Origin of the sequence: Vibrio harveyi, assembly GCF_030060435.1 — a bacterium.
In the GTDB taxonomy this organism is placed as follows: domain Bacteria; phylum Pseudomonadota; class Gammaproteobacteria; order Enterobacterales; family Vibrionaceae; genus Vibrio; species Vibrio harveyi.
Window position 1 is genome coordinate 2,733,148 of record NZ_CP125875.1, and the last position, 25,680, is coordinate 2,758,827.

General features: G+C 44.2%; 20 protein-coding genes. 7 read left to right on the forward strand and 13 right to left on the reverse strand.

Going from position 1 to position 25,680, the window contains the following annotated elements; genetic code table 11:
- Nucleotides 1-4 precede the first annotated feature (4 nt).
- From QMY49_RS12900 to QMY49_RS12915, 4 genes are all read right to left on the reverse strand, one after another.
- Nucleotides 5-382: a DUF3316 domain-containing protein gene (locus QMY49_RS12900; RefSeq protein WP_009698839.1), complete on the reverse strand. Its 378-nt coding sequence runs from the start codon at nt 380-382 to the stop codon at nt 5-7.
- A gap of 131 nt (nt 383-513) precedes the next feature.
- On the reverse strand, nt 514-1,626 hold the full coding sequence (locus QMY49_RS12905; protein WP_283311894.1) for a DUF481 domain-containing protein: 1,113 nt from the start codon (nt 1,624-1,626) through the stop codon (nt 514-516).
- Nucleotides 1,627-1,848: 222 nt separating this feature from the next.
- Nucleotides 1,849-3,681: a glutamine--fructose-6-phosphate transaminase (isomerizing) gene (gene glmS / locus QMY49_RS12910; RefSeq protein ID WP_005450449.1), complete on the reverse strand. Its 1,833-nt coding sequence runs from the start codon at nt 3,679-3,681 to the stop codon at nt 1,849-1,851.
- A 115-nt stretch (nt 3,682-3,796) separates the two neighbouring features.
- Nucleotides 3,797-4,558 carry a DeoR/GlpR family DNA-binding transcription regulator gene (locus tag QMY49_RS12915; RefSeq protein WP_005450450.1) on the reverse strand — a complete coding sequence of 254 codons (762 nt, stop codon included), beginning with the start codon at nt 4,556-4,558 and terminating at the stop codon, nt 3,797-3,799.
- A gap of 432 nt (nt 4,559-4,990) precedes the next feature.
- Between QMY49_RS12915 and pykF the strand changes: the two genes are divergently transcribed.
- Nucleotides 4,991-6,403 carry a pyruvate kinase PykF gene (gene pykF / locus QMY49_RS12920; RefSeq protein ID WP_005450451.1) on the forward strand — a complete coding sequence of 471 codons (1,413 nt, stop codon included), beginning with the start codon at nt 4,991-4,993 and terminating at the stop codon, nt 6,401-6,403.
- Nucleotides 6,404-6,554: 151 nt separating this feature from the next.
- Nucleotides 6,555-7,232 (forward strand): GntR family transcriptional regulator, encoded by a 678-nt coding sequence (locus QMY49_RS12925; RefSeq protein WP_017190055.1) that lies wholly within the window; start codon nt 6,555-6,557, stop codon nt 7,230-7,232.
- 92 nt (nt 7,233-7,324) lie between these two features.
- Here the strand turns inward: QMY49_RS12925 and QMY49_RS12930 are convergent, their stop codons facing one another.
- The 8 genes from QMY49_RS12930 to QMY49_RS12965 all read right to left on the reverse strand — a co-directional run bounded on the left by QMY49_RS12930 (nt 7,325) and on the right by QMY49_RS12965 (nt 18,191).
- Nucleotides 7,325-9,205: a sensor domain-containing diguanylate cyclase gene (locus QMY49_RS12930; protein ID WP_005450453.1), complete on the reverse strand. Its 1,881-nt coding sequence runs from the start codon at nt 9,203-9,205 to the stop codon at nt 7,325-7,327.
- A gap of 112 nt (nt 9,206-9,317) precedes the next feature.
- Nucleotides 9,318-9,812 carry an acetolactate synthase small subunit gene (ilvN, locus tag QMY49_RS12935; RefSeq protein WP_005450454.1) on the reverse strand — a complete coding sequence of 165 codons (495 nt, stop codon included), beginning with the start codon at nt 9,810-9,812 and terminating at the stop codon, nt 9,318-9,320.
- Between the two features lies 1 nt (nt 9,813).
- Nucleotides 9,814-11,538, reverse strand: a complete 1,725-nt coding sequence (locus tag QMY49_RS12940; protein ID WP_005450455.1) for an acetolactate synthase 3 large subunit — start codon at nt 11,536-11,538, stop codon at nt 9,814-9,816.
- A gap of 449 nt (nt 11,539-11,987) precedes the next feature.
- A complete protein-coding gene (locus QMY49_RS12945) occupies nt 11,988-13,796 on the reverse strand; it encodes an AMP-dependent synthetase/ligase (protein WP_009698844.1) in 1,809 nt (602 codons plus the stop codon).
- Nucleotides 13,797-14,095: 299 nt separating this feature from the next.
- The gene (gene calR, locus QMY49_RS12950) at nt 14,096-15,055 is read right to left on the reverse strand and encodes a LysR family transcriptional regulator CalR (RefSeq protein ID WP_005430441.1); all 960 of its coding nucleotides are present in this window, start codon (nt 15,053-15,055) and stop codon (nt 14,096-14,098) included.
- A 532-nt stretch (nt 15,056-15,587) separates the two neighbouring features.
- Nucleotides 15,588-16,634: an MJ1255/VC2487 family glycosyltransferase gene (locus QMY49_RS12955; RefSeq protein WP_047512564.1), complete on the reverse strand. Its 1,047-nt coding sequence runs from the start codon at nt 16,632-16,634 to the stop codon at nt 15,588-15,590.
- Between the two features lie 3 nt (nt 16,635-16,637).
- The gene (locus QMY49_RS12960) at nt 16,638-17,186 is read right to left on the reverse strand and encodes a phosphatase PAP2 family protein (RefSeq protein ID WP_005450458.1); all 549 of its coding nucleotides are present in this window, start codon (nt 17,184-17,186) and stop codon (nt 16,638-16,640) included.
- Between the two features lie 216 nt (nt 17,187-17,402).
- Nucleotides 17,403-18,191, reverse strand: coding sequence for an SH3 domain-containing protein (locus tag QMY49_RS12965; RefSeq protein ID WP_005450460.1), 789 nt, complete (start codon nt 18,189-18,191; stop codon nt 17,403-17,405).
- 534 nt (nt 18,192-18,725) lie between these two features.
- Between QMY49_RS12965 and leuA the strand changes: the two genes are divergently transcribed.
- The 5 genes from leuA to QMY49_RS12990 all read left to right on the forward strand — a co-directional run bounded on the left by leuA (nt 18,726) and on the right by QMY49_RS12990 (nt 24,513).
- The gene (gene leuA, locus QMY49_RS12970) at nt 18,726-20,273 is read left to right on the forward strand and encodes a 2-isopropylmalate synthase (protein ID WP_005450461.1); all 1,548 of its coding nucleotides are present in this window, start codon (nt 18,726-18,728) and stop codon (nt 20,271-20,273) included.
- Between the two features lie 89 nt (nt 20,274-20,362).
- Nucleotides 20,363-21,454 carry a 3-isopropylmalate dehydrogenase gene (leuB, locus tag QMY49_RS12975; RefSeq protein WP_283311909.1) on the forward strand — a complete coding sequence of 364 codons (1,092 nt, stop codon included), beginning with the start codon at nt 20,363-20,365 and terminating at the stop codon, nt 21,452-21,454.
- 111 nt (nt 21,455-21,565) lie between these two features.
- Nucleotides 21,566-22,984, forward strand: a complete 1,419-nt coding sequence (gene leuC / locus QMY49_RS12980) for a 3-isopropylmalate dehydratase large subunit (protein WP_005450463.1) — start codon at nt 21,566-21,568, stop codon at nt 22,982-22,984.
- Nucleotides 22,985-22,994: 10 nt separating this feature from the next.
- Nucleotides 22,995-23,597: a 3-isopropylmalate dehydratase small subunit gene (gene leuD / locus QMY49_RS12985; RefSeq protein ID WP_005450464.1), complete on the forward strand. Its 603-nt coding sequence runs from the start codon at nt 22,995-22,997 to the stop codon at nt 23,595-23,597.
- Nucleotides 23,598-23,730: 133 nt separating this feature from the next.
- Complete coding sequence (locus QMY49_RS12990; protein ID WP_005450465.1) at nt 23,731-24,513, forward strand: DUF547 domain-containing protein; 783 nt, start codon at nt 23,731-23,733, stop codon at nt 24,511-24,513.
- 136 nt (nt 24,514-24,649) lie between these two features.
- Here QMY49_RS12990 and djlA read toward each other — a convergent pair whose 3' ends face one another.
- Entirely contained in the window at nt 24,650-25,510 is an 861-nt protein-coding gene (gene djlA, locus QMY49_RS12995) for a co-chaperone DjlA (RefSeq protein WP_009698850.1), read from the reverse strand.
- Between the last annotated feature and the right edge of the window lie 170 nt (nt 25,511-25,680).

Consider the following 25,680-nt stretch of genomic DNA (forward strand, 5'->3'; position numbering starts at 1 on the left):
ACTTTTATCGATTACTGTCGCGCTCTGCATAGTGCACTTTGACATTCACTGTACCGACATATTCCAGTTGCCCATCTGCGTTCATACGTTCTTGAACCGTGATGAACCCACTGTCTTTCAGATGAGTGCTCTTAGATGCAATATTGAAGTTAGAGATATTCAGCTCTTTATTAAGCTCACGAGCCGACATGCTTTTCAAAGCATTAAGTTCAGCGAAAGCTTGTTGGTATGCGGCATCTGACGTTGCGGTAGGTTCCACAGAGAGAGTCTTCATCTCTTCTCTGCTCACATAATTACCGCTAGTGAAGATAGGGTTGGCAAACGCGGATGCGCTAGTGATTGCCATAGCTGCGACAAGGAGAGCGGTTTTCATTGCTTTCATGTTGATGACCTTTTCAGTGTGTTTGTTTTCAATGACTTCATTATTCAACAAGACACCTGACACCAACCTATCCCAAAGATGACATTTTTGTCATAAATCCAACAATCATCTTCGCCTCACAAGGAGCATAATCAAATCTCGTAAGTTAAACCAAAGTGGAATTTGTAGTCGTCTTTCTCTGGTACCACCCCCTCCGAGTCGGCTTTGGTGTCAGAGACATGATCCCAAACGGCTTTAATGCTAAGTTCAAGATCATCAACAAGATCGATATCGAAACCTAGCTCATTGGTATGACGGGCGCCGCCCGCGTCGTTACTTGCCCAATTCAGGTTATAGGTATGGCTTAAATCGATGTCATCGGTCAGTTCATACTCAAAGTTAGATTCAAACGCCAGCGTGTTACTGGTCGCGTCACCCGATTCCCCCTCTTCTACCGTCTTAAAATCGGTGTACTGATAACCGGGACCAATAGAGACATCCCACTCTGTTTGTGAATTGGCAATGATAAAGTAACCCATCTGCATTGAAGCATTAACCTGGTATTCAATGTTTTGAAACTCATCACTGAGTACAGAGAGTTTGAGCGGTCGAAAGAACAGACGATTGCTCAAATAGATATCGTAGGAGCCATCAAACGAACTATTGTTTGCCGTCGTTTTATCATTCGTCTTGGAGTTTTCGTGTTTCGCTTTTAACTTAGTGCGCGAGCCAACGGTATTTCTTTCCGCTTCCACTTCACCGAGCAGTGAAAACTCATCGGTGTTGCCTTTGCTAATGTCTAAACCAAAGAAAATCTCGGTCGTCCAATGATCAGAATCTTTCTCTGCCCCGCGATAAATCGATACAACATCCGTAATAGGAAACGCCATCTCTTCACCGTCATTAGTCAAGTACATCTGCTCATCACGAATCGACAAGTAACCGTCGAAAACATCACCGCTTGCGGTTCGAATGGTAAAAAAGCTCGCTGTTTCTAATATCGCGATATCTTCCAGTTCAATCTCTTGATCACCAAGATCATCACTATCAAATTCAATCTCTTGATCGAACGAGTTCGTTTCTTCTTTGATTGTCCCCGTTAACTCGCCTTTGATCACCTCGCCAGATTTAAGTTGTAGCCAATCATCGTTTTCATCAATAAATACTGTTTGGCTTTTGCGTTGCTGCGTTTGTTCTTCATCTGCTAAGGCGTAGTGATGGTAGAACGAAGAAACAATACATACTGCCAAGAGTTTGATTTTCATAGTGACCTTTTCAGTTCAATAGAAACCACATCCGTTGGGCTTACGATAGTAATGCTCGCCGTCCGACGTGTCAGAAAGTAAACAAGTGAATGTCAACGTATTGCGCATCATAACCATGTCAACAAGCATAAAAAAAGCGAAGTCATGTGACTTCGCTTTAGGTTCTCGCTACTTACATAGCGCAACATAAACAAGTGTAATCTTAATCACACCATGTGTTGATTATTCTACGGTTACCGCTTTCGCTAGGTTACGTGGTTGATCTACATCCGTACCTTTGATCAGCGCTACGTAGTAAGAAAGTAGCTGCATTGGAATGGTGTAGTAGATAGCCGCCGTGATTTCACTAACGTGTGGCATTGTGATGATCTTCATTGTCTCATCACCTTCAAAGCCTGCGTCAGCATCGGCAAATACGTAAAGCAGACCACCACGAGCACGTACTTCTTCAACGTTTGATTTCAGCTTCTCTAGAAGATCGTTGCTTGGTGCAACAACCACAACTGGCATATCTGCATCGATCAATGCTAAAGGACCGTGTTTCAATTCACCTGCCGCGTAGGCTTCTGCGTGAATGTAAGAGATCTCTTTTAGTTTTAGAGACGCTTCCATCGCGATTGGGTAGAACTCACCACGACCTAGGAATAGAGTGTGGTGTTTATCGGCAAAGTCTGGTGCTAGTGCTTCAATTTCTTTTTCGAAAGACAGCGCTGCATTGATTTGTTTCGGTAGAGCGTGAAGCGCTTCTACGATCTCTTTTTCTTTCTCTTTGCTAATGCGGTTTTGTTGCTTACCAAGTGCCGTCACTAGCATGAGTAGCGCAGAAAGCTGAGTCGTGAACGCTTTAGTTGATGCCACACCGATTTCCACGCCTGCACGTGTCATGAATGCGAAGTCAGACTCACGAACCAAAGAAGAACCCGCTACGTTACAGATGGTCATTGCCGCCATGTAACCTTTCTCTTTTGCTAGGCGAAGTGCTGCTAGCGTATCGGCGGTTTCACCAGATTGAGAAAGCGTGATCAATAGGCTGTTTGGACGCGTCACAAACTTGCGGTAACGGAATTCAGACGCGATTTCTACATCACAGCTCACGCCCGCAATGTCTTCAAACCAGTAACGTGCTGTCATACCTGCGTTGTAAGATGTACCACATGCAACGATTTGTACGTGTTCCACTTTGCTTAGGATTTCTGCCGCGTTAACACCGATTGCTTCAGTGACAACAGAGTCTGCCGTGATACGACCTTCCATTGTGTTGATCAACGCTGTTGGTTGTTCGTAGATCTCTTTCTGCATGAAGTGACGGTATTGACCTTTGTCACCTGCGTCGTGTTCCGCGTTTGATTCTGTGATTTCGCGTTCTACACGCTCACCTGTTGCATCAAATACCGTTACGTCACGACGAGTGATCTCAGCAACATCACCTTCTTCTAGGTACATGAAACGGCGTGTTACGTTAAGTAGCGCAAGTTGGTCAGACGCGAGGAAGTTTTCACCCACACCAAAACCAATAACGATTGGGCTACCTGAGCGCGCCACAACAATACGTGAAGGATCTTTACGATCCAGTGCCACTGTACCGTATGCACCTTCAAGTTGTTTTGCTGTTTTTTGTACTGCTTCAAGCAATGTTTCTGAAGTGCGAAGCTCCCACTCAACCATGTGAGCGATAACTTCAGTATCCGTTTGAGATTCAAATACGTAACCGCGAGATTGAAGTAGCTCACGTAGCTCTTCGTGGTTTTCGATGATGCCGTTGTGTACTACTGCGATGTCACCAGACATGTGTGGGTGTGCGTTCACTTCTGAAGGCTCACCGTGTGTTGCCCAACGAGTGTGTGCGATACCAGTACCGCCGATCACTTTTGCTTGATCAACTGCGTCTGCCAGCTCTTGCACTTTACCTAGACGACGAATACGCGTTAGGTTGGTTTCGCCATCAACGATCGCTACGCCCGCTGAGTCATAACCGCGGTATTCCAAGCGACGTAGACCTTCAACCAAAATTTCTGCAACATCTCGTTGTGCTACTGCACCTACGATTCCACACATGTGTTTATCTCCGTTTGTAGTTTTGTTCTTCCCTAGCCATGGTTTCAAATAGAGGCAGCAAGCAAAGGCCTTTATCCAGAGGGAAGTGAAATATGAAACTGTTTACTTAGTTAGATTAGGCGCAAATGACTTTTACGCCATGTTGTTCAATCTGTGCTTTGTGTTCTGGCTGTAACTCTGCGTCGGTAACCAATACATCAATTTGGTCCCAAGCCAACTCTAAGTTCGGAATTTTGCGTCCGACTTTTTCAGACTCGATCATAACAATGACTTCACGAGAGACTTCTGCCATGACTTTGCTTAAGCCAACCAATTCATTGAACGTTGTGGTTCCGCGCTCTAAATCGATACCATCAGCACCGATAAACAGCTGGTCAAAGTCGTAAGCTCTTAGTACAGATTCGGCTACTTTGCCTTGGAAGGATTCTGAGTGCGTATCCCAAGTTCCACCTGTCATTAACAGGGTTGGTTCGCTCTCTAATTCGTTAAGTGCATTTGCGACATGCAACGAGTTGGTCATTACAACCAAACCACGTTTGTCGTTTAATTGCTGAATCAATGCCGCTGTTGTGCTGCCACTGTCGATCACAATTCGGTTATGATCACGAATCAGTGATGCTGCCGCTTTTGCTAGACTTAACTTTCGACTCGAAACAATTGGACTCAATTCTTCATGAATAACTTCGGTTGGAATCGAAATCGCACCACCGTAACGGCGCAAAAGTTGTCCATTTTTCTCTAAAGAAGCTAAGTCCTTTCTAATCGTGACTTCTGAGGTTTCAAATTTCTGCGCCAGTTCATCAACGCTGACTTCCCCAAGCTCATTTACTAGGTTAGAAATGGCGTGTCTTCTTAGTTGAGTGTTTCGTTTCGACATTTATGTTTTGACTTTAAGTTTCGGTTTGAAATTTATTATAGTCAAAACGAAACTTTTAAGTCCATTTATTTCGATCCAAAAAATTAATATTTCTCGATAAAACCTTGTCCTAAGACAATTCTTAAACAGTGATATTGGATTCATTCGGTGGTAGAATTCGCCACCGAAAAGAAAAAAAATTACAGAATTGAAGGTTATTTTTTTGCAACTTTCTGCATATAAAGTGGGATTAGTCACAAAAAGGTAACCAAAATCGCCGATCTTTTAGTCATAAAATGACTAAACTTGGTGAAAGACTTACAGAATCTGAAGTTCCAATAATGCGGCGGAAAATCGGTGGGTGACAGGCACTAAATGTCATCAAAACGCCCTAACTTCAGAGTAAACAACCGACTTTCAAATTGTAACTATACTTACCGGAGAGTATCTTCCATGAAAAAGACCAAAATCGTTTGTACGATTGGCCCTAAAACTGAATCTGTAGAGAAGCTAACTGAACTAGTAAACGCTGGCATGAACGTTATGCGTCTTAACTTCTCTCACGGTGACTACGCAGAGCACGGCACTCGTATCGCGAACTTCCGCCAAGTAATGGAAGCTACAGGCAAACAACTTGCAATCCTTCTAGACACTAAAGGTCCAGAAATCCGCACTATCAAACTAGAAGACGGCAACGACGTTGATCTAGTAGCTGGTCAAGAATTCACTTTCACAACTGACATCTCAGTTGTAGGTAACAAAGACAAAGTTGCAGTAACTTACGCTGGTTTTGCTAACGACCTAAACGTTGGTAACACTATCCTAGTAGACGACGGTCTAATCGAAATGGAAGTGCTTGCAACTTCTGAAACTGAAGTTAAGTGTAAAGTTCTTAACAACGGTGCTCTAGGCGAAAACAAAGGTGTTAACCTTCCAGGCGTTTCTGTAAACCTACCTGCACTATCTGAAAAAGATAAGAACGACCTTAAATTCGGTTGTGAGCAAGGCGTTGATTTCGTAGCTGCTTCTTTCATCCGTAAAGCTTCTGACGTTCAAGAAATCCGTGAAGTACTTGCTGCAAACGGCGGCGAGAACATCCACATCATCTCTAAGATCGAAAACCAAGAAGGTGTTGATAACTTCGACGAGATCCTAGAGCTTTCTGACGGCATCATGGTTGCTCGTGGTGACCTAGGTGTTGAAATCCCAGCTGAAGAAGTAATCTTCGCTCAGAAGATGATGATCGAGAAGTGTAACCGTGCACGTAAGATGGTTATCACTGCAACTCAAATGCTTGATTCTATGATCAACAACCCACGTCCTACTCGTGCGGAAGCTGGCGACGTTGCTAACGCGGTAATGGACGGTACTGACGCAGTTATGCTTTCTGGTGAAACTGCTAAAGGTAAGTACCCAGTTGAAGCGGTAACTATCATGGCTCAAATCGCGAACCGTACTGATTCAGCTCTAAAAGCTGAGCTAGGTTCTCGTCTAGACAGCCCACGTCTTCGCATCACTGAAGCAGTATGTAAAGGCGCGGTAGACACAGCTGAAAAACTAGCTGCTCCACTTATCGTTGTTGCAACTGAAGGTGGTAAGTCTGCACGTTCAGTACGTAAGTACTTCCCAACTGCAAACATCCTAGCACTAACGACTAACACTAAGACTGCTGCACAGCTAGTTCTAACTAAAGGTGTTACTCCAGTAGTTGTTGAGTCTATCCAAAGCACTGACGCGTTCTACGTAGCAGGTAAAGAACTTGCTCTAGAATCAGGTCTAGGCAACAAAGGCGATATCGTTGTTATGGTTTCTGGTGCTCTAGTAGCTTCAGGCACAACGAACACAGCTTCTGTACACGTTCTATAAGACTGAAGAATTCAATCATCAGTTCAATAAAAAAGAGGGCTTCGGCCCTCTTTTTTTATATATTTAATCTTGCCCTCATAATCAGTACGCTGTATTATCAATCACAACCGAACTACGTACTGTTTAGTTGTCGTCACGATAATAAAATTTCATGAGGTTGCTTGTGTCCAGTCCTACTCTTACCGACAAAGTTTCGAAAATGATCTGTCAGGACATCCTGACGGGTGAATTAAAGCCAGGTCAAAAGCTTGTGGTTGCTGACCTGAAAGAGAAATACAACGTTGGTGCATCACCTATCCGCGAAGCACTTGTGCAACTGTCTTGGAGCAAGTATGTAAAGCTTGAGCCACAAAAAGGCTGTTGGGTTGCGCCTGTGTGCAAAAAAGAATTGAACGACCTATACGAAAGCCTTCGTGTGGTTTCTTCTGTACTGCTTAAGAAAGCAATCTTGGCGGGTGATGAAAGCTGGGAATTGGACGTGCTAACGTCATACCATAAGCTATCTCGTCTGAACTTTGACGAAACATTCTGTTGGAAAGAGTGGGAAGAGCGCCACCATCAGTTCCACGTCTCTTTGTTGGAAGGTGCCGATTCAAAGAACATGTTTGAGTTCTTCAGTGATCTGATCAACCAAATCAAACGCTACCGCTACTTTGCGATGCAAACATTGAACTCTGAGCAAGATGCTCTGTTCAACATTGATGAACATGAGATGATCATGAAGCTTGTTCTTGCGAAGAACAGCGAAGAAGCAATGACACTGCTTGATAAGCATTTATTGAGCTCAATGCAGCGTATTGAAACTGTACTAGAGCTAGAAACGGCTTAATCATATCGTCGCCCAATAGATAGCAAAAAATCGGGGTTATCCCGATTTTTTTATTTGCTAGAGAAGCCAATTACTGCTTTTTCTCATCGCCTCTAAGCAATGTCATCAAAACTGTGACAAATCGACACTCGGTTCCGCCCTGCACTTTTTGACTCGTACAGGGCAATATCGGCACATTTGTAACTGCGAGTTCTATCCGCAGTCACATCGCTGTAACCCACACTTACGGTCACTGAACGGTCACTACTTAGCTCTACTGCAACACGCAAGCGATTCAAAACCACTTCTGCCTCTTGCGTAGTAGTGTGCGGCATGATCACCGCGAACTCCTCTCCACCAACTCGAGCCACGAAGTCGGTGCTTCTCACCCCACGAAGTAAAGTTTCAGCCACCGTGCAAATGACTTTGTCGCCTTCATCATGCCCCAGTTCATCGTTGATACGCTTGAAATGGTCGATATCAAACAAGGCTAAACAAGTCGTAGGTGTATTCGGATAGCGTTCAACCAAGTTGGTATATTGTGCAAGCTGCTCTTCAAATTTACGACGATTCCAAAGGCTAGTTAAACCATCTTTCTCACTTAAGTTGCGCAGCTTTTCTTCTAGCTCTTTACGCTCCGAAATATCCACCAGTGAAGTGATGTAATAACTGACCTTACCAGACTTTGCCATAATGGCTTGAATACGCATAATGGCAGTAAACACATGATTAAGTTTAGTACGACAACGCACCTCACCTTCCCATACTTGCTCAACACCCAGTTGATTCCAAATCGCCAGAATATTTTCAATGTCTTCGGGGATAAAAATCAGATTGTGGGCATTCCAGCCTCGTAAGCGAGAATTCGAATAACCCATCATGTTTTCGAACTCTTGGTTAACCATCATAATTCGGTGTGAAGTATCCGAAATCATCACTGCGGTCATGCCATCCAGTGCCGCTCGAGCCAGCTTGGACTCAATGCTATGGCGACGATAGTGCAGTGCTAAAGTTGTTATCGGGAGCGCGAAAACCAGCATCAAGCTTAAAACAAAGAGAGCTTCTTGCAATAAGTCATCAATGTCTCGATCAGCTCGCTCTAAGAGCTGTTCTTGCGAAAGATCGATAATTAAATGAAGAGACTCCCCCGGCACAAAGTTAATCGTATTAAAGATCACCAGATGGTTACCATCGTATTCGTAACCCATCTTTTCTGCCCCCATGTTCTGCCAAACTTTGGGGTGAAGCAAACCAAAGTTGAATCGAGAGCGAGCAGGAATAATATCGCCATACAACTTGTCATTATGAGAGCTCGCAACGTAGTAGCCCGCTTGGTTGATAAGCTCGATGTTAAAATCTCTTACAGGTGAGTAATTTAAACGTGATGACAAATATTGAACGTTGATGTTCAGTACCAGATAGCCTTCGCGCGTACCATCCATCGCAACAGGCATCATGATACGAATCGATGGACTGTACGGATAAACGAGCTCACTATTTTCTCGTTCTAACTCTATCCCCCAAGAGCCGATCTGGTCATTGCTAAGATTCTGAGCGAATTGGAAATAAGCTCGCTCGGACTTATCTTGCAAAACCTGAGCTGGCGCAGCAATGCCCGTTTTGAAGTCGTAATTAATCCGTACGTTCTCTTGCCCTTCAAGGTTTAGGAAACGTATCTGTCGATACCATTTTTGGTTAACGGCGACTGAGCTCCACACCTCTTGTAAAATGGCGAGATTTTTGTCGCTAGGATCACGCAAATAATCGTAAAGGCTTTGGCTATGACCGAGTAGATCACTGATGGAAGAGATTTGATCTTGAACGTTGTTATATTCTCGCTCGGAATACGCGAGTTGATGAAGAGCTTCTTTAGCGGTGCTCTTGACGTTATCCGCTAACAGCGTTTGATATTTCTGATAGTAGTAGATTGAGATGAGCGCGCTAAAAAATAGCGTCGTCGCCAACAAAGCGCTGACTAACTTCCTGACTTTCACGCGTTCTACTACTCACATTGATTACGAAAGCAGCAATTATATCACTGTTTGTTATTTTCTAAACAAAAAGCCATCGAACAACGATGGCTTTTCTTAAATGCATCAGATTTCATTAAGGCTTGAGGCAACGTTCCCCGCGAGCAATGCCTACGACACCACTTCGAGCCACTTCGACCACTTCCGTAACTTCCGAAATCGCTTGGATGAAAGCGTCCAGTTTCTCACTGGTACCCGCAAGTTGCACCGTATATTGAGAAGCCGTGACATCAACAATCTGACCACGGAAAATATCCGCGGTACGCTTCACTTCAGCACGAGCAAAACCACTCGCTTTCACCTTGACCATCATCAGTTCGCGCTCGATGTGGTCAAATTCCGTGACTTCTTGCACTTTGAGCACATCGATCAGCTTATGCAATTGCTTCTGAATCTGCTCCAACTGCATTTCATCAGAGTTAGTCGTGATATTTAGACGCGACAGTGTTTCGTCATCAGTTGGTGATACGTTCAATGATTCAATGTTGTAACCACGCTGAGAAAACAAACCGACAACGCGAGACAAAGCACCTGGCTGGTTTTCCATTAACAAAGAAATAATGTGTCTCATATTAGGTACGCTCCGTTTTGCTTAGCCACATCTTGTCCATACCCTCGCCTTTGATCTGCATTGGGTAAACGTGTTCGGTTTCATCTACGTTGATGTCGACAAACACCAAACGATCTTTCATGTCGAGCGCCTTTTGGAGACCCGCTTCTAGCTGATCTGGCGTTTCGATACGAATACCGACGTGACCATAAGCTTCTGCAATCGCTGCAAAATCAGGAACAGAACTCATGTACGAGTTAGAGTGACGACCTTGATAAATAATGTCTTGCCATTGTTTTACCATGCCTAGGAAACGGTTATTCAAGTTAATGATTTTTACAGGGATGTCGTATTGCATGGCCGTCGACAACTCCTGAATATTCATTTGGATACTGCCATCACCAGTCACAACCACCACTTCTTCTTCTGGCATGGCGAATTTCACACCCATACCAGCAGGTAGACCGAAGCCCATTGTGCCGAGACCACCCGAGTTAATCCAACGGCGTGGCTTATTAAATGGATAGTACAGTGCCGCAAACATCTGGTGCTGTCCCACATCAGACGCAACGTAAGCGTCTCCCTTGGTTAGCTTGTGCAGTGTTTCGATAACTTGTTGCGGCTTAATGCGCTCAGGAGATGTCTCATACGCCAAGCAGTTGCGATCTCGCCATACTTGAATGTCTTCCCACCACTGACCTATCGCTTCTTGATCGTTGTTATTGCCCTGCTCGTTGAGCAGACCAACCATGGTCGCTAATACTTTTTCAGCAGAACCTACGATAGGCAAATCAACTTTCACATTTTTCGAGATAGAAGATGGGTCGATATCAATGTGCATCACTTTAGCATTCGGACAATACTTCTCTAGATTATTAGTCGTACGGTCATCAAAACGTACCCCAATACCAAAGATAAGATCCGCTTCATGCATCGCCATGTTAGCTTCGTAAGTACCGTGCATACCTAGCATACCAAGCGAGTTTTTATGTGTCCCCGGGAAGGCACCTAACCCCATTAGTGTGCTTACAACAGGAAGGTTTAACTGCTCCGATAGCGTTTGAATATGCTCATGCGCACCGGAAATTACCGCCCCACCACCGATGTACAATACTGGTTTCTTCGCTTCAACAAGCGACTTCAACGCTTTTTTGATCTGACCTTTGTGACCAGACGTCGTTGGCTTATATGAACGCATCGAAATGCTTTCTGGGTACTCGTAAGGAAGCTTGATTTGCGGGTTCAAAATATCTTTCGGCAAATCAATCACAACCGGTCCAGGTCGACCTGTTGTCGAGATGTAGAACGCTTTTTTGATCGTTTCAGGAATGTCTTCCGCTTTCTTAACGAGGAAGCTGTGTTTCACAACAGGGCGTGAAACACCCACAATGTCACACTCTTGGAAGGCATCATTACCAATCAGGTTGTTTGGTACGTTACCTGAGATAACAATCATTGGAATTGAATCCATGTATGCAGTCGCAATACCTGTGATGGTATTGGTTGCACCAGGACCAGAACATACCAGTACGACTCCGGGCTTGCCCGTCGCTCGCGCATAGCCATCTGCCATATGGGTAGCGGCTTGTTCGTGTCTTACTAGTACGTGTTTGATTTGATCGGTTTTGGCGTGCAGTGCGTCGTAGATATCTAAAACGGACCCACCAGGGTAACCAAAGATTTGCTCTACGCTCTCTTCAATCAGAGATTGCACAACCATCTCTGCGCCTGACAACATTGCTGTCATAATTTGCTCTCCTTACCAGTTTTCCTCACCGTAAGGCCAACGGTTTGGTCTGGTTTTACATAGTCTAGGTCTTATTCGTAGCCTAATAGAAATACTTCCACTTTTTCAGCTATGTCTTACGTCTGTCATAACAAAACGCAAGGTAACACAACAAATGTAACGTTTTATTATCAACGGGTCTAATGAGAGTTGAATCAAATTTTAAACAAGATGCTATAAATCAGAACAAAGGCAGGGTTTGACGCTAACTAAGTAGCGCAAAATAGAATCAAGGTAAGAAACCAAAAGAAAATAAAGTGAATAATTTCACTAGAAATGGCAACTTTCAGCGAAACTTCCTTCATAAGTCACAACTAAAAGTGTGAAAGACGGTCATAAAAAATCCCCAGCAGCACAATATCAGGCAACTGGGGACATTTTCATCAATCTGAAATCTAAGTTAGCTTAAGTTACTTTTTATCAGACTTTTCAGTGTACATTTCTTCGATTTCATCTTGGTATTTGTCGTTAATGACTTTACGACGAAGTTTTTGTGTTGGGGTCAACTCACCATCATCCATCGAGAATGCTTTGGGTAAAAGTTTGAATTTCTTAACTTGTTCAAACTTAGCCAGTTCTTTCTGCAGGTCATTAACACGCTTCTCAAGCATCTCAACAATCTGATGATGTTTGATCAATTCAACACGATCGTGGTACTTGATATTTAGTTCTTTCGCATACTCTTCAAGTGAGTCGTAACACGGAACAATCAGAGCCGATACAAATTTACGTGTATCTGCGATGACAGCAATCTGCTCAATGAAGTGGTCTTTACCGATTGCACCTTCTACGACTTGAGGTGCAATGTACTTACCGTTTGAAGTCTTCATCAGTTCTTTGATGCGGTCAGTAATGAACAAGTTGCCATTTTCGTCAATGTAACCTGCATCGCCAGTCTTCAAGAAGCCATGTTCGTCAAACGTCTTCTCAGTTTCCTCTGGCATTTTGTAGTAGCCACGCATCACCATTGGACCGCGCACCAAAATTTCGTTGTTTTCACCAATCTTAACTTGAGCGCCTGGCATTGCCATACCGATAGAGCTCGGATCAAAGCATTGATCATCCCAACAAGATACGGTTGCCGTGGTTTCTGTCATACCGTAGCCAAGCTTAACATTGATGCCAATTGCGTGGAAAAAACGCCCAATGGTTTCATCTAGCTTCGCGCCACCACATGGCATGAAATTAATGCGTCCACCCAATAATGCACGTAGCTTGCTCAACACTAGTTTGTCTGCCAAAGCATAAGATTTACGTAGCATCAGTGATGGCTTGCGGTTTTCTTGATGACAAGCAGCCATCTTCGCACCCATGTTGACCGCCCAAGTAAACATAATTTTGCGATGGAATGGTGCACGTGACACTTTCTCGTGGATCGCAGAGAAGATCTTCTCATAAAAACGAGGAACCGCACTCATCACGGTTGGGCGCACCTCACTCAGGGCATCACGTACTTGCATGGTGTCTTGCAGGTAGCAGTTGGTACCACCTTTATAAAGCACATAGAATGTCCATGCACGCTCAAACACGTGTGATAATGGCAAGAAACACAGCGATACGTCGTCTTCAGTTAAACTCAAGCGCTCATCATGACCTTCAAGTTGGGCAGAGATGTTCGCGTAATCTAGCATTACACCTTTCGGTTGACCTGTGGTACCAGAGGTGTAAATCAGGGTCAGTAGATCTTCTTCTTGCGCATGTTCTAAACGAGTTTCTAGCTCAGCTTGGTGACTAACGTCGCCCTTAGCAACGAAGTCTTTCCATGTCATAGCAAATGCATGATCGCCTAGGTCAATATCATCTGACATCGCAACGATCAGTTCTAGCTGCTTACATTCATCGAAAATGCTAACCGCGGCATCAAACTGTGGCTGCTCACCAACAAACAACACTTTGACGTCTGCGTTATCAATGATGTAAGCCGATTGAGCTGCGGTGTTAGTTGGATAGATAGGTACGGTAACGCCACGCAATTGCAGTGCTGCAAAATCAGCAATGGTCCATTGCGGCATGTTATTTGAGAAAATACCGATCTTATCTTGAACGCCCAATCCCTGAGCCAAAAGCGCAAGTGACAAAGCATCTACTTGCTGACCAAACTGCTCCCAAGTAATACCTTGCCATGTGTCGCCGACTTTATGTTTAAGCGCAACACGAGTACTACCCTTCGCAATTTGTTCACGAATACGTTTTACGATATGAAAATCTAACTTGGCCATTCTTTACATTACCTTTTGGCTTACAGGCGTAAGCTATTTGAGCGCACAAGTGTAACCTCGACGCTTAAAAACGCAACTGACCATTATCAAACTTATCATTATTAAGAGACGACTATCACTAATGAGAGCATAGCAGGTCTTTAACTGCTGAAGGTTTAATCAACTTAAGTCGCTGTTTCGACTATTAAATAGCGGACATAAAAAGCCCCTGAGAGACGGCGTTCTCTCAGGGGCAAGGAATTGTAAAAATTGATGATTACAAGTCCAGTCTGACCAGTTGATCAGGCTAAAAATTCAGCTTATTTAAGCGCAACAACTTCACCACAAGTGATCATGAGTTGGTCACGTAACCAGATGTGGCCTTTGTCCTTCTCACTTGATTCGTGCCAGCTTAGGTAACCACTGATTTCCTTGTTTTCAAATGGGAAATCTAGGATTTGCAACTGGTCGCTGTTCACTGCATTCTCAGCCATCCAGCGAGGAGCGATAGTCACAAGCTCAGATTGGCTTACTACGTATAGCAGGTTGCTTAGGCTTGAACCTTCATAAGCGGCTTGGCAATCAAGTTCGCGGTACGCTTGCTCAGAGAAGCTACGTTGACCATGTACACGTGATAGCTTCGCGTGTTTCTCGTTGATCAGTTGCTCAGCAGATACACCACCTTGGATGCGAGGGTGCGTCTTAGAAGCAATAACCACTAGCTCATCTTTAAAGATTTCAGTGCTTGAGAAGCCTTGATCATCAAAACGTGCGTAGTCAATTACGAAGTCGATTTCTTGGTAGCGCATACGCTCAGATAGAAGGCGATCAAATTCCGCATCTAGGTGTAGCTGTACGCTTGGTGCTTGCTCGTTAATGTTAGCCATGATTCTCGGTGCGAAACGCATATCACATGGGCTACAAATCGCCAGTTTAAACAGACGAGTTGAAGACTCAGGTTGGAAAACTGAGCTTGGAAGTTCGTTACGAATAAGCTGTAGTGCTTGGCGGATAGGACCAAACAGTTGACGAGCACGCTGAGTTGGCTGAATACCACGACCCTGACGCATGAATAGCTCATCATTAAACATTACTTTTAGGCGAGCAACCGCATTACTTACTGCTGGTTGTGACATGCCAAGGTTATGTGCTGCACGAGTAATATTTTGCTCTTGCATCACTGCATCAAATACGGTCAATAGGTTTAAATCTACACCACGCAATGTGCTTTCCATACGGTAGCTAGCAATTGCGCTCATCGCGTCTTTTTTATCTAACATGGAGTGCGCCTCTTATGTAATCGTCAACTTGGTTCAATGAATTCTTAACGAATAGAATCTCTTTGCACACAAACGACCGTGGCTGGATTCAAATCATTTTTTAAGGAATAGAAAACCGAATTTGTATTATATTTATCGTCCAGATATTTCCGGCTCGAACCGTACTATCAACTAATCAATCAAGGTTTCGCAACTAGATTGATATTTAATCATTAAATTTTAGCCAATTAGTTATTTATTCCATATTTATCATATCGTTAAGAAAAACATAAAAAAGTATAAAACGCCTAAATCAGAGGTTTCTTACAACCTATTTAGCACGTTAATGACAATCTACAGGGATTATACAACCCATTTACCCTGCCTATTGTTTGCATTTGAGTTCAAAAACCAGCATCAATAGTTAAGTTCACAAAACATGCAAATCAGTTAAAGAGTCAGCAAAATGACCGTGAATAGAAATGATATAGAAGGCATAAAAATGCAGCCAATCAGCGCGTGAATGACTGCAACTTAGAAGATAAATCGGACGTTAAATATTCGATACGTAACTCGGGAAATCGACTTGTTCCCATAGTTGTTCAGAGAGTTTTTCAGGTGCATCCCAGACACCTTGTAATACCCAGTTGGCGATCGCTTTTGCAACATCAGGATACTTCACGCTTTCTGCTTGTTGTTCTTTCAACCACTGACGTACCGTCGAAATATCAAGATTTTCCATCGAAGATGCTAGCCCTAAATCTTCCAATGTTGCGACGTTACTTTGCTGTTCAAATTGCCCAGAAAGCGGTTTAAGTAATAGCTTCTTGCCAAGAGAAAGGGCTTCCGATGGCAGTTCAAAACCACCATTGGCAATCACTCCACTACAACGTTGCAAATGAGATTGAAAGTTAGTGTGACACAGAGGTCTTAGTTCAATATTTTCCACTTGCTCACACTCAATCACGTTCGGGTGATAACAGACAAAAGACTGTTGATTAAAATGGAACAACAAATCGCTGATGTCTTCTATTGATTCAAACGGAAGATAGACGAGAACAAAGTCATCATTACCACTCGTTTGCTCAAGCGTATGAACGATTGGCGGTAAGATCGGCTGATCAAAGTGATACCAATGCAAGCCTAGGTGGTGTTGCGAAGGAGCAAAATGCTCTATGACGGATTTATCCAACCAACTCGCCCCCTTAAGAGGTACTGGGTAGCGGAATGCATTTTGATGACTGATACCAATACAAGGTTTGTTCTGCTTACGAGCAGCCCAAGCCGAGACGGGTTCGAAATCATTGATCACCAGATCATAAGAAGACAAATCCAGCTGATTTACTTCTTGGATAAACTGAACCAAGTTATTGCGTAATGCCGTTTTAGCATAGCTCACGGCACCTTTCTCTGTCACAAAGGTAAAGCCGCGCCGAGTTTGATAGTTTCCAAAAGACTCCATTGAAAAGTACTTTTCTGGTTCGCGTCCAGAGAAAAGAAAATCAACCTGCACGTCGTGAGTTTGAAAAGCTTTACTCATGGCTCTTGCGCGGGCGATGTGACCATTTCCTGTGCCTTGAACACCATACAGAATTTTCATCCATTAACCTCCAATGAGCCCAATTGCCAAAGAACCACATAGGCTCCCCAACAAAGCACCAATGATGATGTCAGTAAAAAAGTGCACGCCAAGCAGAATACGTGATGTCCCAATCAAGGCTGCCCAAGTGAAAGCAAATATGCCTAAGTCTGGATAAAAATGATGAATGAGCGTCGCCATCAAAAAGCCCGCCGCAGTATGACCTGACGGTAAGCTGTAGCGGTCAGAAGGAGTAATAAAGGCAGGAAGCAACGCGCTCAATTCCTCAGGACGACGGCGCTTAAAGCTGTTTTTCAACACCCAGTAAATGGGTAATTCGATGGCAAATGCGGTTAACCCGGTAATCAAGAACCAATGACCATGTTGCTTATCAAGTAGCCAAGCTAACAACCCTAACACCACATAGAGGTGTCCATCCCCACTATGAGAAACTCCTTTACTGATATTCGCGACTTGCTGATTAAATCGATGTTGTAAACACACACTGGAGAACGCCAAATCAAATTTAGCAATGCTTGCCATTGGCTGGCTAATTGTCTCTAAAGCTCGCATGTAACATTCCTTTACTTTGACCTTTATATGAAAACTAGGCGTGTAAGGTGACAACTACATGACGAGAATTTGGATAATTAATGACACGTTATCATTTGCAGCAGAGCAGAAAAAACGGCGGGAGTTAAGAGTAGCAATAAGCTCGGTAATCGTTACGTTGATCAACCGAGCTCATAAGTACGAAGATATTCACCCAGAAGATCTGAGCATAAAAGATCAAGACTGATTGGAAGCAGAGACTGGTGCATCGATGTACCAGATCTTTCTTTGTTTACGACATGCTCTAAGCGAGCCGGTGGTCATGTGACCATCTTTCGTGAGCTCATAGCTCAAATCACGGCAAGTATAGCTACCGAACAATTCGTTTTTCCCTTGTTCGCTTGGCTCAACATTATGCTTTAATAGTGGATTAGGCTTGATCGACAAAATGTCTCGGTTGACGACATTACTACGAGCGTAGTCTTTGTGTACGTAACCTCTAATCACACCTTTTTGTTCGACCAGCAACCATGGTTCGCCTTCCACTTTAGCAAGAGCATTAAAGACCTCACCTTTGGTTAGCTCTCCCAGCTTCTCTCCTTTTAAGCTCGGTTTTGCTCGCAAATTAAGAGTGGTCTTTGAGCGATATGAAACATCCATAAATTCAAGTGTATTTGACGTATCCACTCCCTCTACAATAGGACGACTTACTTCTGCTTCCTTCCATTGATTTGGCTGGACACGGATCTTCCACCAAGAGTAAGTGTCTGGATCTTTACCTTTAAACTTGTCACGGTTATCCGACTCTAACGCCACCAGCATTTGATTTAGAAAGGATTCACGTCCATCTTCACTCAAGTATTCATCCATTTGGTGGTTGATCATCAAGACACTATGAGCATGATCGCTCGCCACCACTGAAGAGGTGGCCTCTGTCGGTTGCCCAAATTGAAGTAACTGACACCCAGATAAAGAAACCAGAGCTAGAGCCAGCGCAGAACGTCCAAGTTGTTTCGCTAAATCCATTAATCCCTAACCTATTTGCCTCAAAAATTCGGTAGATACAACCGTTCTACTATAAATCGCTCTGCTGAATTTATGCCAACCAATTGCCTCCTTTGTGTGATAGCTCGCAAAGCATGCAGTATCAAAACAATGAGAAGAAGATGGTGAGCGTGATCTTAGTCGCGGCAATAATTGTTGTAGCACAAACATCTCCCCTTTCTTCACATTGAAGACGTCCATCATTGATAGAAGATTAATTCACCTACTGATCCGATATGAATAAAAAATCAACTTTAGGGTTGACGTGCTCCATTGAGTGCGGTACTAATTTGTTAACTTAATTTTGTGGAATGCTTAACAACTATGTCAGCACGTTTTTCTATCCTGCTTAGCCTCCTCCTGATCGTGACCAGTTCGCGCGGGTAGGCTGTGGAAGAAAAATAACCACACCAATTTCTTAGAAACCCGCATGCAAATGCGGGTTTTTTTATATCTAAATACCGGAAGTAAACGATTAACTTGCGCGAAAGTGCAAAAATCATGAAGGAAGCAAACATGAACGATCAGGTCATTATATTCGACACCACATTGCGTGATGGCGAACAAGCGTTGTCAGCAAGCTTGACGGTTAAAGAAAAACTGCAGATTGCCTATGCGCTTGAAAGGCTGGGCGTTGATGTTATCGAAGCGGGTTTTCCTGTCTCTTCACCAGGTGATTTCGAGTCCGTACAAACCATCGCAAAACACATAAAAAATAGCCGAGTTTGTGCCCTTTCGCGTGCCGTTGCGAAAGACATCGATGCCGCCGCTGAAGCACTAAAAGTCGCTGATGCTTTCCGAATTCACACCTTCATCTCCACTTCGACTGTTCACGTTCAGGACAAACTTCGCCGCAGCTACGACGATGTGGTTGAAATGGGTGTTAAAGCAGTAAAACACGCACGCAATTACACCGATGACGTCGAGTTTTCTTGTGAAGACGCAGGACGCACTCCAATCGACAACCTATGCCGCATGGTTGAAGCCGCTATCGATGCGGGCGCAAGCACCATCAACATTCCAGACACCGTTGGCTACACAGTACCAAGTGAGTTTGGCGGCATCATTGAAACCCTATTCAACCGCGTACCCAACATCGACAAAGCCATCATCTCTGTGCACTGCCACGATGACTTAGGTATGTCAGTCGCAAACTCTATCGCAGCCGTCCAAGCAGGGGCACGACAAGTAGAAGGCACCATTAACGGTATCGGTGAGCGTGCAGGTAACTGTTCTTTAGAAGAAATCGCGATGATCCTAAAAACACGCCAAGAATTCATGGGTGTGCATACCGGTCTAAAACACGACGAAATCCACCGCACCAGCAAGTTGGTTAGTCAGCTATGTAACATGCCAATTCAGAGCAATAAAGCGATCGTTGGTGCCAACGCATTCAGCCACTCTTCAGGCATTCACCAAGATGGGATGCTAAAGAACAAAAACACTTACGAGATCATGACGCCTGAATCGATCGGTCTTAAAAACCAAGCTCTGAACCTAACCAGCCGCAGTGGTCGTGCAGCCGTGAAAAGCCACATGGATTCAATGGGCTACAAAGAAGAAGAATACAACTTAGATGCGTTGTACGAGGACTTCTTGAAGCTTGCCGACCGTAAGGGGCAAGTATTTGATTACGATCTAGAAGCCCTAATGCACTTCTCAAACTTGCGTGAAGAAGATGATTTCTACAAGTTGAACTACCTAAGTGTGCAATCAGGCAGCGTAATGGCGACCACCAGCATCAAGATGCAATGTGGTGATGAGGAAACGTGTGAGGCTGCAGTCGGCAATGGTCCGGTTGATGCGCTATACCAATGTATCTACCGCGTGACAGGTTACGACATCGTTCTAGACAAGTTCGACCTAACAGCAAAAGGTGAAGGTGAAGATGGTCTTGGTCAAGCAGACATCATCGCCAACTACAAAGGTCGCAAGTACCACGGTACCGGCGTTTCTACCGATATCGTAGAAGCATCTGGTCAAGCGCTATTACACGTCATCAACAGTATTCATCGTGCCGATAAGATTGAAGAGATGAAGCAAAAGAAAATCGCGACAGTTTAATGTGATTCATTGGGGTCTGATTCACATCTCAGACTCCAACCAAATTCGTTTAGATAAGCTCAAAAATTTAGAAATATTAAAGGATTAACATGACAGACAAATCATACAAAATTGCCGTTTTACCTGGCGACGGTATCGGCCCAGAAGTGATGGCGCAAGCGCATAAAGTGTTGGATGCAATCGAAAAGAAACACGGTATTGCATTTGAGCGTGACGAGCATGATGTTGGTGGTATTGCAATCGACAATCACGGCTGCCCACTTCCAGAAAGTACAGTCAAAGCGTGTGAAGAGTCTGATGCAGTCCTATTCGGTTCAGTAGGCGGGCCAAAGTGGGAGCACTTACCACCAAATGACCAACCTGAACGTGGTGCCCTACTTCCGCTACGTAAACACTTCCAATTATTCTGTAATCTTCGTCCAGCACAGATCCATTCTGGTCTAGAAGCCTTCTCACCACTTCGTGCAGACATCTCAGGTCGTGGTTTTGACATCGTGGTAGTACGTGAATTAACTGGTGGTATCTACTTCGGTCAACCGAAAGGTCGTGAAGGTGAAGGCGCAACAGAAAAAGCATTTGATACCGAGGTTTACCACCGCTTTGAGATCGAACGTATCGCAAAAATTGCGTTTGAATCTGCACGTCTACGCCGTAAGAAGGTGTGTTCAATCGATAAAGCGAACGTTCTGCAAAGCTCAATCCTATGGCGTGAAGTGGTAGAAGAAATCGCAAAAGATTACCCAGATGTCGAGCTGTCACACATGTACATTGATAACGCAACAATGCAGTTGATTAAAGACCCAGCTCAGTTTGACGTAATGCTTTGTTCGAACATCTTCGGCGACATCATTTCTGATGAGTGCGCAATGATCACTGGCTCAATGGGTATGCTGCCTTCAGCAAGCCTAAACGAAAGTAAATTTGGTCTGTACGAGCCAGCAGGTGGCAGTGCACCCGATATCGCAGGTAAGAATATTGCTAACCCTGTGGCGCAAATCCTATCAGCAGCACTGATGCTGCGTTACAGCCTAGGTGAAGAAACTGCGGCGCAAGACATTGAAGCCGCAGTATCAAAAGCACTTTCAGCTGGGGAGCTAACGGGCGATCTTGCTGGTGACAACCCTGCGCTTACAACATCTGAGATGGGCTATAAGATCGCTGAGTACATCTTAAACTCATAATACAGAACAGATTCATAATAAATACTAAATCCTCTATCCACCAATGACTTACCTCTCAGTCATTGGTGCTAAAACAAAGCGACAAGGATAACGAGGAAAGGAAGCAAACCAATGGGCAAAACACTATACGAAAAAGTCTACGACGCACACGTTGCCGTCGCAGCAGAAGGGGAAAACCCAATCTTGTACATCGACCGTCATTTGGTACACGAAGTGACGTCTCCGCAGGCATTTGACGGCTTGCGTGAAAAAGGTCGTAAAGTGCGTCAGGTCAGCAAAACTTTTGCGACTATGGACCACAACGTTTCCACGACGACAAAAGACATCAATGCTTCCGGCGAGATGGCCCGTATCCAGATGGAAACGCTATCGAAAAACTGTGAAGAATTTGGCGTTACGCTTTACGACATTAACCACAAATACCAAGGCATTGTGCATGTAATGGGACCAGAACTTGGCATTACGTTACCGGGTATGACCATTGTTTGTGGTGACTCACATACCGCAACTCACGGTGCATTTGGTTCACTTGCATTTGGTATCGGTACTTCAGAAGTGGAGCACGTGCTAGCAACTCAAACGCTAAAACAAGCACGTGCAAAAACGATGAAAATCGAAGTGAAAGGCAAAGTAGCTCCGGGCATCACTGCTAAAGACATCGTACTTGCCATTATTGGTGAGACCACCGCTGCTGGCGGTACAGGTTATGTCGTCGAGTTCTGTGGAGAAGCCATCACTGATCTTTCCATGGAAGGTCGTATGACGGTATGTAACATGGCGATTGAGCTAGGCGCAAAAGCAGGCTTGATTGCACCAGATGAAACCACATTCGATTACATTAAAGGTCGTAAGTTCTCGCCACAGGGTGCTGAATTTGATGCGGCAGTGGAATACTGGAAAACCTTAAAAACAGATGATGATGCTCAGTTTGATGCCGTAGTAACGCTGAACGGTGCAGACATCAAGCCACAAGTCACTTGGGGCACAAACCCAGGTCAAGTAATCGCTGTAGACCAGCCCATCCCAACACCAGAGAGCTTTGCAGATCCAGTAGAAAAAGCCTCTGCTGAAAAAGCGTTGGCTTACATGGGACTTGAAGCTGGTAAGTCGTTATCAGATTACAACGTCGATAAAGTCTTTGTTGGTTCTTGTACTAACTCACGAATCGAAGACATGCGTGCAGCAGCAGAAGTAGCGAAAGGTCGTAAAGTCGCAGAGCATGTTCAAGCTCTTATCGTTCCGGGCTCAGAACAAGTAAAAGCCCAAGCTGAAGCGGAAGGCTTAGACGTTATCTTTAAAGAGGCAGGATTTGAATGGCGTCTACCGGGTTGCTCAATGTGTCTGGCCATGAACAACGACCGCTTGGGTCCCCATGAGCGTTGTGCGTCAACATCAAACCGTAACTTTGAAGGTCGCCAAGGTCGTGATGGTCGCACCCACTTGGTTAGCCCTGCTATGGCAGCAGCAGCGGCAATCGCTGGTCACTTTGTTGATATTCGCGAATTGACTTCTTTTGAGAACCAGGACTAGGAGAGAACAGATGTCAGGTTTTAAACAACACACAGGCTTAGTTGTTCCTCTAGATGCAGCGAACGTAGATACCGATGCCATTATTCCTAAGCAGTTCCTACAAAAGGTATCTCGTCTAGGTTTTGGTAAACACTTGTTCCATGACTGGCGTTTCTTAGATGATGCTGGCGAACAGCCAAATCCAGAGTTCGTGATGAACGCTCCGCGCTACCAAGGCGCTTCTATCTTGCTAGCACGAGAAAACTTCGGTTGTGGTTCTTCTCGTGAGCACGCCCCTTGGGCATTAGCCGATTACGGCATCAAAGCGATGATTGCACCTAGCTTTGCCGATATTTTTTACGGCAACTCCATCAACAACCAGATGGTACCTGTTCGCCTTACAGAACAAGAAGTGGATGAAATATTCCAATTTGTTGAGGCTAACGAAGGCGCTGAAGTGGAAGTGGACTTAGAAGCTAATGTCGTTCGTGCTAACGGCAAAGAATATGGTTTTGAAATCGACACCTTCCGTCGTCATTGCTTACTGAACGGTTTAGACAATATCGGTCTGACCCTTCAACACGAAGATAAGATTGCTGAATACGAAGCGAAAATTCCAAGCTTCTTAAGCTAATTCAAATCGAGATTGAAACAAATACAAGGTTGGCTTATGCCAGCCTTTTTTCTTTTATTTTCATTACCTCAGAAAGAAACTACTTCTTCTACAGGTCTACACTATCAACAAGGTTTAACCCAAAGGTTCAATTATGAAGCGTCTATTATTGATATTGTGTGCCCTCGTCTCTTTCTCCGCTTTTTCTGCGCCGAAATCCGATTTGTGGCCGTATTGGAAGCAATCGAATCAAGCCAACAAAACACAAATTTCTCACCAAGAATGGCAACAACTATTAGACCGCTATTTGGTTGAGCAGGATGAAAACACGTTATTTCGCTATAACCAAGTTTCAGCAACGGACAAAGCGAAGTTAAAACAGTACATCCAACGCTTAGCCAAACTCGATCCCCTACAATACAATCAAGCAGAGCAATACGCGTATTGGGTTAACCTTTATAACGCCATCACCGTTGACCTAATTTTGGATAACTACCCTGTTAAATCCATTACGAAACTAGGCGGGCTATTTAGCTTTGGACCTTGGGGAGACGAAGTTGTGGTGGTGAATGGTAAAGATTTGACTTTAAACGACATTGAACATCGTATTTTGCGTCCAATTTGGCAAGATCCGAGAACACACTATGCAGTGAATTGTGCAAGCTTGGGATGTCCAAATTTACAAACTCAAGCTTTCACCGCTGAAAACACGCAAGCGCTACTCGACTCTGCAGCCAAAACATTTATTAACAGTAGTAAAGGTGTATCAATTAAAGGTAATTCAGCGCAGCTTTCTTCCATTTATGACTGGTTTGCTGAAGATTTTGGCGGTGAGGAACAAGTATTTAATCACATTGCTCAATATGCACCGCAATACCAAGGCTTTTCTGGAAAAGTAAAATACGAATACGATTGGAATCTAAATCAAGCCAATTAATGGGGACTGGTAGGTCTATGCGCTTTTGGATCATGCTAACCCGAAAGCTCGAAACCATCACCAAACCAAAGACCAGACAGAAACTAAAAAAGGGCACTAGGTGCCCTTTTTATTGAGATTTGATGAGAATACGCGCTTATTTAAAGCCCTTCACCTTTTTGATCAGATCGTACGCGTTTTGAATTTCCTGCGACTTTTCTTTCGCAACGTTCATCATCTCTGGTGGTAGACCTTTTGCCATCAATTTATCTGGGTGATGCTCGTTCATCAATTTACGGTAAGCACGCTTAACGGTTTTACCGTCTGCATCTGAAGACACATCCAGAATTTTATAGGCATCGGCCAACTGGTCTGCTTGTGACGCTTGCTGCCACCCTGCACCTGAAGATTGATACTGACCTTGCTGCTGACCATGGAAGCCACCTTGGCTTTGGAAACGGAAAGCCGCTTCTTGCATATTGAGACGTCGCTCTAGCTGTTCGGAAGAGAAACCAAGACCACGAGCAATTTTATGTAGAACACTGCGCTCACTCGGGTGAATAGAACCATCGGCAAATGCGGCAGAAATTTGTAACTCTAAAAAGAATTGCAGCAAATCAAAGCGACCGGCTGAAGAGATCTTCACTCGGACCAATACTTCTTCCAGCGGAAAGTCGCTCTCTTTACCTTCTCTGAATGCATCTTGGGCAGCACGGCGTTGCTCACCATGAAGGCTCATGCGGTCCATCATCGTTGAAGCAAGTTGAATCTCTTCTTTCGTTACCTGCCCTTTGGCTTTAGCCACATGTCCCATTACTGCGAATGCTGCTTTAAAAAATTCTTCCTGACGTTGAGCTTGGCTTGGACCTTTACCAAAACCGCCAGTAGAAAACCCCGCTTGACTCAAACGACGTGCTTTATCGAATTGGTGACCGATAAATAGACCAAACAATAAACCGAATGGACCTCCGAGTAACAAGCCAAAAAAGGCACCCAATATTTTGCCAAAAATATGCATTATGTGTTCTCTATCAATGAATTTTTATCGACGACGGCGGTCTTATAGTGCCGGACGCAACGATTTCCTTTATGATAATGGAATTAGTTTTTTACGGTCAGGCTATTTCGCCTGCTTATCTTTGCAGCTATTTTATATCGGCATTATGCCACAGCGAGTCCATGCTCTGG

Coding starts and splice junctions, on each gene's coding strand:
- QMY49_RS12900 (WP_009698839.1), bottom strand. CDS start 382: ATGAAAGCAATGAAAACCGCTCTCCTTGTCGCAGCTATGGCAATCACT.
- QMY49_RS12905 (WP_283311894.1), bottom strand. CDS start 1,626: ATGAAAATCAAACTCTTGGCAGTATGTATTGTTTCTTCGTTCTACCAT.
- glmS (WP_005450449.1), bottom strand. CDS start 3,681: ATGTGTGGAATCGTAGGTGCAGTAGCACAACGAGATGTTGCAGAAATT.
- QMY49_RS12915 (WP_005450450.1), bottom strand. CDS start 4,558: ATGTCGAAACGAAACACTCAACTAAGAAGACACGCCATTTCTAACCTA.
- pykF (WP_005450451.1), top strand. CDS start 4,991: ATGAAAAAGACCAAAATCGTTTGTACGATTGGCCCTAAAACTGAATCT.
- QMY49_RS12925 (WP_017190055.1), top strand. CDS start 6,555: ATGAGGTTGCTTGTGTCCAGTCCTACTCTTACCGACAAAGTTTCGAAA.
- ilvN (WP_005450454.1), bottom strand. CDS start 9,812: ATGAGACACATTATTTCTTTGTTAATGGAAAACCAGCCAGGTGCTTTG.
- QMY49_RS12940 (WP_005450455.1), bottom strand. CDS start 11,538: ATGACAGCAATGTTGTCAGGCGCAGAGATGGTTGTGCAATCTCTGATT.
- QMY49_RS12945 (WP_009698844.1), bottom strand. CDS start 13,796: ATGGCCAAGTTAGATTTTCATATCGTAAAACGTATTCGTGAACAAATT.
- calR (WP_005430441.1), bottom strand. CDS start 15,055: ATGTTAGATAAAAAAGACGCGATGAGCGCAATTGCTAGCTACCGTATG.
- QMY49_RS12955 (WP_047512564.1), bottom strand. CDS start 16,634: ATGAAAATTCTGTATGGTGTTCAAGGCACAGGAAATGGTCACATCGCC.
- QMY49_RS12960 (WP_005450458.1), bottom strand. CDS start 17,186: ATGCGAGCTTTAGAGACAATTAGCCAGCCAATGGCAAGCATTGCTAAA.
- QMY49_RS12965 (WP_005450460.1), bottom strand. CDS start 18,191: ATGGATTTAGCGAAACAACTTGGACGTTCTGCGCTGGCTCTAGCTCTG.
- leuA (WP_005450461.1), top strand. CDS start 18,726: ATGAACGATCAGGTCATTATATTCGACACCACATTGCGTGATGGCGAA.
- leuB (WP_283311909.1), top strand. CDS start 20,363: ATGACAGACAAATCATACAAAATTGCCGTTTTACCTGGCGACGGTATC.
- leuC (WP_005450463.1), top strand. CDS start 21,566: ATGGGCAAAACACTATACGAAAAAGTCTACGACGCACACGTTGCCGTC.
- leuD (WP_005450464.1), top strand. CDS start 22,995: ATGTCAGGTTTTAAACAACACACAGGCTTAGTTGTTCCTCTAGATGCA.
- QMY49_RS12990 (WP_005450465.1), top strand. CDS start 23,731: ATGAAGCGTCTATTATTGATATTGTGTGCCCTCGTCTCTTTCTCCGCT.
- djlA (WP_009698850.1), bottom strand. CDS start 25,510: ATGCATATTTTTGGCAAAATATTGGGTGCCTTTTTTGGCTTGTTACTC.